Here is an 8,973-nt window from a genome sequence, read left to right as displayed (position 1 = left end):
AATCGTAAGTCGAGCGCATGATGCGGTTCCACAGCTCCCGCGCGTCTACTGTCTTGCAAACCGTTCCTTCAAAGGACAAGTCCCATGACGCATCGGCCTTCACAGCGGCCATGAAGGCATCTGTAATGAGGACTGAAACGTTGAAGTTTCTAAGCCGCGTAGGGTCGGATTTCGCCGTGATGAAGTCTTCGATATCAGGATGGTCGCAGCGCATCGTTGCCATCATCGCGCCACGCCGTGAGCCTGCGGACATAATCGTGCGGCACATTGCGTCCCAGACGTCCATAAAGCTTAACGGGCCGGATGCGTCAGCTGCCACACCTTTGACGCCTGCGCCTTTGGGGCGGATCGTTGAAAAATCGTACCCAATACCGCCGCCCTGCTGCATGGTGAGGGCGGCTTCTTTCAACATGTCAAAAATGCCACCCATGCTGTCGGGGATAGTGCCCATGACGAAGCAGTTGAATAAAGTCACCGAGCGCGCGGTTCCCGCGCCGGCAGTGATGCGGCCAGCAGGGAGGTATTTGAAGTCCTCCAAAGCGTCATAAAAAACGCCTTCCCAGTGATCGGAGTCTTTTTCTACGGATGCCAAAGCCCGCGCGATGCGGCGCCATGTGTCTTCAACCGTCGTGTCGAGTGCAACGCCGTCCGCTTCTTTCAGGCGGTACTTCATATCCCAGATCTGTTCTGAAATAGGGGCGGCAAAACGGGTCATGAAACAATCCTCTGGCGGTAGCGTGCAGGTTCCCCAGCATACAGATTCGCACGAATTCCACAACGGGTTGAAGGTGGAGAACAGTGATATACCATATAAAGTGCAACTGGGGAAGATTCTGTGGATAAGTCGCTACATCTCATCAAGCTTTGCGTCGGCGCCGAGAAGGTCGAGGACCTGATTGAGTGGCAGGCGAGTGCTCGGGCCAAGGGGCCAGACGGGTTGCCGCGTCATGTGACAAGGATGTGGCCGAAGCGAGCAGACGACCTGTTGGACGGGGGCTCGCTTTACTGGGTGATTAAGGGGCTGGTTTTGGCGCGTCAGCGGATTGTTCGTCTTGACGAGGTCGATCGGGGCGACGGGAAAAAGCGGTGCGGTATCGTAATGGATCCAATTGTTTACCGGACAGAGAGTGTGCCGAAACGTCCCTTTCAGGGCTGGCGGTATCTTCCCGGGACTGATGCGCCGCGCGACCTTTCTTTGGACCGTGCAAACGAGGATTTGCCGCCCACGTTGATGGCTGCTCTGGCCGATATCGGGGTCCGCTAGAGCCATTTTCGGGACGTCGCCACAACGCCTGCGTAGCGTCGGAATTGTGTCAGTGCAGGCGTTCGCCGAGTTTACGTCTTGGTCACTTTTGGCGTGCCTGTGGACAAAATTCCAATTTTTGCGCGAAGATCACTCAGTGATGCCTCGTCATCGCTCGACAATTCCGCTGTCAGCGACCGAAAAAGCGTCGCCTGACTGACGTGAATGACATCGCCGATCTCTTTGAGGTGATTGGCGTCAAGCGTGGCTCCGGTGGAGGTGATATCGGCGATAGCCTCGGCGGTAAGGTTTACAACTGTGCCCTCCGTCGCGCCCTGACTGTCGACTAGCTGATAACTGGCTACGCCGGCGGCTTTCAGGTGAGCACGCACAAGGCGGTGGTATTTCGTGGCGATACGAAGCCGGAAGCCGTGCGTGCGACGAAAGGCATCGGCGGCGGCGTCGAGATCGTTGAGGTCACGCACGTCGGTCCAGGTCTTGGGAACGGCGATGATCAATCGGGCGTGGCCGAAGCCAAGTTTGGCCAAGGGGACAATTTTGCTGTCCCAGCGTGCGATCTTTTCCTGCACAACGTCAGAGCCGGTGACGCCAAGGTGGATGCGTCCCGACGCAAGTTCTCGCGGGATTTCTCCGGCAGCGAGAAGAACCAGTTCAACACCGTCCACGCCATCGACCCGACCTGCATATTCGCGGTCTGTGCCGGTGCGGGTGATGGTGACACCGCGGGCTGCGAACCAGTCAAAGGTATCGGCCATCAAGCGGCCTTTTGAGGGGATGCCAAGCTTAAGAGTCATGTGCGGGCTTGCCTAAGGGCGAGGACAGCATCGGGGCGGATCACACCGCCAACCGCCGGGATGCGTCGTCCGCCGGACAGGTTTGCGGTGAGAAGATCATAGCGGCCTCCAGTGGCGACGACGGGGACGCCGGAGGCTGAAAACCCGAAAACAAAACCGGTGTAGTATTCCAGCGAGGTGAGGCCGTAGCTTGCCTCGAACTGAAGTTTGGTCGGGTCGATATTCTGATCTGAAAGCGCGTCGAGAAGACCTTCGACCACCTTTGCCGCGTTGACGATATCTTTATCGCCATCGGCGATACGTTTGATGTTGTCGACGGCAGCGGGTGCGGTGGTGCGGATCGCCATCAAGGCCATCAGGCGGTCGACTTCCGAGAGTTTCAACGCGGGCGTTTTCGCCTCTTCCGCAAGCAGGGCAAGGCGCGCTTCGATTTCTTCCGGGCTTCTGAGGCCTACATGCGGGACGGTCAGATCGGCGGGCGCGGGCACCGGCGGGGCCTTTTTAGAGAACCTGTCGAGCAGGGCTTCGAAGCGCACGGGGCGCCAGATGTGGCGCATCAGCGCGTCTTTGCGCCGTTGGGGCGTATCAAGGCCAAGGATTGCGGCCGTCAGCACGCCGAAGTTGCCGATCGTCCCGGACACGGGCAAGTCGTCGAGGGCATCGGAGACCGTGGCGAAGACCTCTGCGTCGGCGTTGGTTTCGTCCGCGATACCGGGGGGATGGCCGATGATTTCAAAGCCGACCTGCATGTATTCGGTGGGCCGCGTGTCGTCGTCTTCCTGACGGCGGAAGATTTCACCGGCGTAGGTGTAACGCGTTTCGCCGCGCGCAGTTGCGATGTGCGTTTGCACCAGCGGCACAGTGAAGTCCGGGCGCAGCATCATTTCGCCGCGAAGGGGGTCTTGGGTGACAAAGGCACGGGCGCGGATGTCTTCGCCGTAAAGGTTCAGAAGCGTGCCAGCGGGTTGCAGAATTGCAGGCTCAAAACTTTCGGCGCCTTTGCCCTCGAACGAGGTCCGCAGGCGGTTGGCTTCAACGCGGATATCGGATTTGACGCCCATTACCGGTCGAGAATTGCGCGGACGCGGGCCACCATGTCGGCGCGGTCACATTCAAATTGGGCCGGTTGGTCTTTCCATTCTTCAAGCGTCGCCGTTTCGGCGATTTTCGCCCCTAGGACGAGGTCTTTGACCTGGACAATGCCGCGATCTGCTTCGTCCGAGCCTTGGATGATTGCGACGGGTGAGTCGCGTTTATCAGCGTATTTCAACTGGTTCCCAAAGTTTTTCGGGTTTCCTAGGTAGACTTCAGCGCGAATGCCACTGGCGCGCAGGTCGGACGCCATTTTCTGGTAGTCCGCCATGCGGTCGCGGTCCATGACGGTGACGACGACAGGTCCGGTGGCGTCAGCTTCGGATTGGCCTTTCATGCGAAGAGCCGCAAGAAGGCGGTCGACGCCGATGGAGATACCCGTTGCGGGGACGGCTTGGCCGGTAAAGCGTTTGACAAGGTCGTCGTATCGGCCTCCGCCTGCGACGGACCCGAACTGGCGCGGGCGGCCTTTTTCGTCTTTGATCTCGAAGGTGAGTTCGGCCTCGAAGACGGGGCCGGTATAGTAGCCGAGGCCGCGCACGACGGATGGGTCGATAACGATGCGGTCGGGGCCGTAGCCTGCGGCAGCGCAGAGGTTGGCGATTTGGGCAAGCTCGGTGACACCTTCGGCCCCCGCAGAGGTATCGCCAACGATTTCATCCAAACGCGCGCAGGTTCCTTCCGCGTCATCACGACGGGCTTTTAGGAAGTCAATCGCGAGGTCCACTTGCCATTGATCAGAATCAATCCCCAGAACATACGCACCGCTGTCATCCTCGCGGCCACCGGTCAGCAAGTCCCGGACACCGCTCTCGCCGAGGCGGTCGAATTTGTCGAGGGTTCGCATTACAAAAGCGCGATCGCTGTCGCCATCCCAGGCGGCCTTTGCCAAAATCCCATCCAGAACTTTACGGTTGTTGATGCGGATGACGTAGTCGCCGCGCTCGATCCCGACGGCTTCAAGGGCGTCTGCCAGCATCATGCAGACCTCGGCGTCGGCAGCGACGGAGGCCGTGCCAACGGTGTCCGCATCGCATTGATAGAACTGACGAAATCGACCCGGTCCCGGCTTTTCATTGCGCCAGACCGGCCCCATCGCGTAGCGGCGGTAAGGCGTCGGCAGGTCGTTGCGGTGTTGGGCGAAGACGCGGGCGAGCGGTGCTGTCAGGTCGTAGCGGAGCGCAAGCCAATCACCCGGCTTGTCGGTGCCGTCGTCTTCCTGCCAGGCGAAGACGCCTTCGTTGGGGCGGTCAACGTCGGGGAGGAACTTGCCCAGCGCCTCAACCGTTTCGACGGCCGCGCTTTCGAGCGGGTCAAAGCCATGGGCGTGGTAGACCTTTGCGATGGTATCCAGCATCGCCTTGCGTTCGGTCACGTCAGCACCGAAGTAGTCGCTGAAGCCTTTGGGCGTTTCGGCCTTTGGGCGTTGGGGTTTTTTGGTCTTTGCCATGGTGTTTACCGGCCTGGGCCTTATGCAATGTCGCGCGGGGTTTAGCCCGTGGCCCGCGAGGGGGCAAGGAGGACAGCGATGAGTGTGGAAATCGAGGAACAACTGGCGCATCTGGAGCGCGTTGTTGATGAGCTGAACGATGTGGTGGCTCGGCAGGCCGAGGAGATCGCCGTGATGACGCGGCGCGTGGCGATGCTGATGGAGCGGGAGGCGATGCGCGAGGCGGATGGTTCGGGCGGCGTGGTGATCGGAAACGAGCGTCCTCCGCATTATTGAGGAACGCGCGGTCGCTGTCGCTTGCGGGGTAAACTGACGTGCTAGATCGGGGTTGCGAGGTGCGGACTGCTTCGGGTTTTCACCTGAGGCCCAGTGCGGGGGGCTGTTTCTTTTCGCGGGGTTTCAGGGGTTTTGCGCCACAGATCGCTGGTCTAGACTGAGTCAGATTGAGGAGACGTCCATGAGCTATACCGCACCTGCCGAAACCCGTGTCGGTCACGTCCATCTGAAAGTGTCCGATCTTGAGCGGTCCATTGCATTCTACCGGGATGTGCTTGGGTTTCATGTGACGCTTCGCTACGGCGAGAACGCGGCGTTCATGGCGGCGGGCAGCTATCACCATCATCTTGGCCTGAACACATGGGAGAGCCTTGGCGGTGCGCCCTCGCCGAAGAAAAACGCAGGTCTTTATCACGCGGCTTTTGTTTACCCGGACCGCGCAGCGCTTGGCGCGGCGGTCGGACAGGTGCGCGCGTCTGGCGTCAACATTTATGGGGCGGCGGATCACGGGGTGAGCCAGGCGGTGTATTTTGACGATCCTGACGGCAATGGGATTGAGCTTTACTGGGACCGTGATCCAACACTTTGGAACGTCGACAGCGATGGTGTCATCGAGATGGTGAATTCGCCGCTTGATATTGATGCGTTGATTTCAGACGGGCGCACGGCTTAAGGGCCATCCGTCGCGCTGCGATCACTGGACGCGCGTGGATCGAACCCCTAGGGTTTGCCGTTGGGAGGATCGTTCATGGCGGTTGGCAGCAATATTCGGACGTATTTCAACGGGGCCTGGCACGACGGCAATGTGGCGGTCATGCGGGCGGCGGATCATGGGTCTTGGCTTGGGTCCACGGTGTTCGATGGCGCACGGTTTTTTGACGGCGTGATGCCTGATTTGGAGGCGCATTGCGCGCGGGTGAACCGGTCGGCTGAGGCTTTGATGATCACCCCCACTGTTTCAACCCAAGATATGGTTGCGATTGTGCGCGAAGGTTTGGCCGCATTTGAGGCCACCAGCGCGGTGTATATTAGACCGATGTATTGGGGCATTGACGGCGATCCGACGGCCATCGTCCCCAGCCTTGAGGCGACAGGGTTTGCGATCTGTCTGGAAGAAATCGGCATGGCTCCGGCTGCGAAAACCGTGCGTCTGACCCGCACGAAATTCCGGCGTCCGGTGTTGGAAGACGCCGTGGTGAACGCCAAGGCCGGCTGCCTTTATCCGAACAATGCGCGGATGCTGGTCGAGGCGCGCAGTCGTGGTTTTGACAATGCATTGGTGGCTGACGCGATGGGCAATGTCGCCGAAACGGCCACTGCGAATATCTTTATGGTGAAGGACGGTGAGGTTTTTACCCCCATCCCCAACGGTACATTTTTGGCCGGAATTACCCGGGCGCGGCATATGACGAATTTGGCGGCGGATGGTGTTGCCGTGCGGGAGGCGGTTTTGTGCTTTGCGGATTTCGCCGATGCCGACGAGGTGTTCATGTCGGGTAATATGTCGAAAGTAACCCCGGTCAGTGAGTTTGACGGAACACAGTATCAGGTCGGCCCAATCACGCGCCGCGTGCGCGAGATGTATTGGGATTGGGCTTTGTCGGAGGCGGTGTGATGCATTTGGGACCGGATCATCTTTATTTGCCGGATACAGAGCTGGAAGCGCTTGGGATTGCGCCCGGCGATATTGCCGACGCGATTGAGGTAGCCTTGGTTGCAAAGGCGCAAGGGCGGCTTCAAACGACGCCAAAATCGGTTATTTTGCCGGGGGACGGCAGATACATGATGTCCACACTGGCGGTGGGCGATGATGGTTTGACGGTTCTGAAAACGGTTGGCGTCTATCCAGACAACGCAGGCCGTGGATTGCCCACGACAACCGGTGCGATCTTGATCCTGGATGCAGAAACCGGCGTATTGCGCGCGCTTTTGGGCGCAGCATGGGTCACTGCGGTTCGCACGGCGGCGTTGTCTGCCGTGGCGGCCCGGAAGATGGCAGACCCCGGGTCGCAAAGCATCGCGTTTATTGGCTGCGGGGTGCAGGCGTCGAGCCATCTGGAGGCGTTTCGCGCGTTGTTCCCTTTAAAAAAGGTGTTTGCGGTCGGACGTGGGCGCGCGAATGTGGATCGGTTTGTCAACGAAGCGCGCGGGCTTGGATTAGAGGCTGAAGCCAGCGAGGCAGAGGCCGCGATACGCGCGGCGGATATCGTGGTAAGCTCAATCACACTGAACTACGACGTGGTGCCATTTTTGGATGCGGGATGGATGAAGCCCGGAGCCTTTGCGGCGATCACGGACCTTTTCATCCCGTGGAAAGACGAGACGGCTGGGGCATTTGCCTCGATTTTCGTGGATGATCTTGAGCAGGAGCGCGCCAGTGAAAAACCGATGGTTCCCGCATCAATGATCACCGGTGACCTGCTGGGTCTCGCAACGGGGGCGCCTTTCGTGCGCAGCGGCGATGCGGCTTCGGCCTTTGTGTTTCGGGGGCTGGCGCTTGGCGATTATGCCGCGGCGACACTTGCGATGCGGCGTGCCGAGGCATCAGGGGCCGGGCAACGGATTGTTCCGGGACCATAGACAAAGGCCGCGCGATAGTCTCATGATTGGTGCTAAAAGAGGACGAAGCTATGCGCAAGTTTCTGGTCGTACTGGATGACAGTCGGGAATGTCTGAACGCAATGCGGTTTGCCGCCATGCGAGCGGCCCATACCGGTGGGGGCGTTCAGATTCTGTCGGTTATCCCGCCCGATGAGTTCAATCACTGGATCGGTGTCGGGAATATTATGCGGGAGGAAGCGCGCGAGCGTATTCACGCGCATTTCGAGGTGTTCGCCAAGTGGATGCGGGACAAGCAGAACGTTGATCCCGAACTGGTGATCCGCGAAGGCGAGCCGGTTCAGGAGATCATGGCTCAGGTTGCCGAGGACCGTGAGGTGGGCGTTTTGGTTCTTGGGGCATCGAGTGAAAACCGCGGACCGGGTCCGATCATTGCCGAGTTGGCGCGGAATTTCGGCGATTTGCCTATTCCGGTGACGATTGTGCCGGGGGATTTGTCAAAAGAGAAGCTGGAAGCGATCACCTGATGCAGGGGCGCTGCCCGTCGCCCTGATGGGCTTACCCCCGAGGGATTTCAGAAAGGGTGACCTGGGAACGCAGACTTGGATTTAGAATGATTCCAAACTCTTGACAGTTCGTCAAAGCGGTCGCATATCTAAACTCTATTCGAGAGGACGCACACCATGTTTATTCAAACGGAATCGACGCCAAACCCTGCCACGCTGAAGTTTCTGCCGGGGCAGAGTGTGCTTGAGGTCGGAACGGCCGATTTTCCGAACTCTGAGGCAGCTGGATCGTCTCCACTTGCGACCCGTTTGTTTGGGATCGACGGTGTCTCAGGTGTCTTTTTCGGCCTTGATTTTATCACCGTGACCAAGACAGACGCGACCGAATGGGATCACGTTAAGCCTGCGATCCTTGGCGCGATTATGGAGCATTTCCAGTCGGGCCATCCCGTCATTTCAGGCGACGCCGGCCCGGCATCGGGCCATGCAGAACATACCGGTGAAGATGGCGATATCGTTGATCAAATCAAAGAGTTGCTGGATACACGCGTGCGCCCTGCGGTGGCTCAGGATGGGGGCGATATCGTGTTCCATGGCTTTGATCGCGGTATTGTTTACCTTCACATGCAAGGGGCCTGTGCGGGTTGCCCATCTTCCACTTTGACGCTGAAGATGGGCATTGAGAACTTGCTGCGGCACTATATCCCAGAGGTGGTCGAGGTTCGTCCGGTTGCCGCCTGACAAAACCACACTGGCATTTGATACATCGGCCGCGCATTGCGCGGCCGCTTTGCTGTTTGGCGAGCGTGTCGTTGCATCGCGGTATGAAGAAATGGCGAGAGGGCAAGCTGAACGGCTGATACCAATGCTGGAGGAAGTGTTGTCGGATGAGGGGGCGGTTTGGGAAGAACTTGACGTGATCGGCGTCGGCATCGGTCCCGGAAACTTTACCGGCATCCGCATCGGTGTGAGTGCGGCGCGCGGATTGGCCTTATCTTTGGGCGTACCGACAATTGGTGTTTCTGCCTTTGA

At 59.1% G+C, this 8,973-nt stretch carries 12 protein-coding genes; 8 read left to right on the top strand and 4 right to left on the bottom strand.

All coding sequences use genetic code 11. The features are described from left to right. Positions 1–715 (bottom strand): ribonucleotide reductase N-terminal alpha domain-containing protein (locus Q1B15_RS12745; RefSeq protein ID WP_299754119.1); only part of this gene is annotated, 715 nt, incomplete at its 3' end. A 120-nt stretch (positions 716–835) separates the two neighbouring features. Here Q1B15_RS12745 and Q1B15_RS12740 point away from each other — a divergent pair. Then, entirely contained in the window at positions 836–1,264 is a 429-nt protein-coding gene (locus tag Q1B15_RS12740) for a DUF1489 domain-containing protein (protein WP_299754117.1), read from the top strand. A gap of 71 nt (positions 1,265–1,335) precedes the next feature. Here the strand turns inward: Q1B15_RS12740 and hisG are convergent, their stop codons facing one another. From hisG to hisS, 3 genes are read right to left on the bottom strand one after another with little or no spacing between them, the layout of a single operon-like run. Next, positions 1,336–2,058, bottom strand: coding sequence for an ATP phosphoribosyltransferase (hisG, locus tag Q1B15_RS12735; protein WP_299754115.1), 723 nt, complete (start codon positions 2,056–2,058; stop codon positions 1,336–1,338). Continuing rightward, positions 2,055–3,119, bottom strand: coding sequence for an ATP phosphoribosyltransferase regulatory subunit (locus Q1B15_RS12730; protein WP_299754113.1), 1,065 nt, complete (start codon positions 3,117–3,119; stop codon positions 2,055–2,057). Before Q1B15_RS12730 ends, hisG begins: the two co-directional genes overlap by 4 nt. Beyond that, entirely contained in the window at positions 3,119–4,600 is a 1,482-nt protein-coding gene (hisS, locus tag Q1B15_RS12725) for a histidine--tRNA ligase (RefSeq protein ID WP_299754111.1), read from the bottom strand. Before hisS ends, Q1B15_RS12730 begins: the two co-directional genes overlap by 1 nt. Positions 4,601–4,678: 78 nt before the next feature. On the opposite strand from hisS, the gene Q1B15_RS12720 reads away from it, so the two are divergent. The 7 genes from Q1B15_RS12720 to tsaB form a co-directional block, all read left to right on the top strand. After that, positions 4,679–4,876 (top strand): SlyX family protein, encoded by a 198-nt coding sequence (locus tag Q1B15_RS12720; protein WP_299754109.1) that lies wholly within the window; start codon positions 4,679–4,681, stop codon positions 4,874–4,876. Between the two features lie 181 nt (positions 4,877–5,057). Continuing rightward, positions 5,058–5,549: a VOC family protein gene (locus tag Q1B15_RS12715; RefSeq protein ID WP_299754107.1), complete on the top strand. Its 492-nt coding sequence runs from the start codon at positions 5,058–5,060 to the stop codon at positions 5,547–5,549. A gap of 75 nt (positions 5,550–5,624) precedes the next feature. Further along, positions 5,625–6,491: a branched-chain amino acid aminotransferase gene (locus Q1B15_RS12710; protein WP_299754105.1), complete on the top strand. Its 867-nt coding sequence runs from the start codon at positions 5,625–5,627 to the stop codon at positions 6,489–6,491. Continuing rightward, positions 6,491–7,456 (top strand): ornithine cyclodeaminase family protein, encoded by a 966-nt coding sequence (locus Q1B15_RS12705; RefSeq protein WP_299754103.1) that lies wholly within the window; start codon positions 6,491–6,493, stop codon positions 7,454–7,456. Before Q1B15_RS12710 ends, Q1B15_RS12705 begins: the two co-directional genes overlap by 1 nt. 50 nt (positions 7,457–7,506) lie before the next feature. After that, positions 7,507–7,962, top strand: a complete 456-nt coding sequence (locus tag Q1B15_RS12700) for a universal stress protein (protein ID WP_299754101.1) — start codon at positions 7,507–7,509, stop codon at positions 7,960–7,962. A gap of 156 nt (positions 7,963–8,118) precedes the next feature. Continuing rightward, positions 8,119–8,682 carry a NifU family protein gene (locus tag Q1B15_RS12695; RefSeq protein ID WP_299754100.1) on the top strand — a complete coding sequence of 188 codons (564 nt, stop codon included), beginning with the start codon at positions 8,119–8,121 and terminating at the stop codon, positions 8,680–8,682. Further along, the coding region (gene tsaB, locus Q1B15_RS12690) for a tRNA (adenosine(37)-N6)-threonylcarbamoyltransferase complex dimerization subunit type 1 TsaB (RefSeq protein WP_299754099.1) at positions 8,672–8,973 on the top strand (302 nt) is incomplete at its 3' end. The genes Q1B15_RS12695 and tsaB, both read left to right, overlap by 11 nt.

Origin of the sequence: uncultured Boseongicola sp., assembly GCF_937988555.1 — a bacterium.
Lineage (GTDB): Bacteria > Pseudomonadota > Alphaproteobacteria > Rhodobacterales > Rhodobacteraceae > Boseongicola.
Note: the sequence above shows the minus strand (reverse complement) of the source record. Positions and strands in the feature narration are given on the sequence as shown.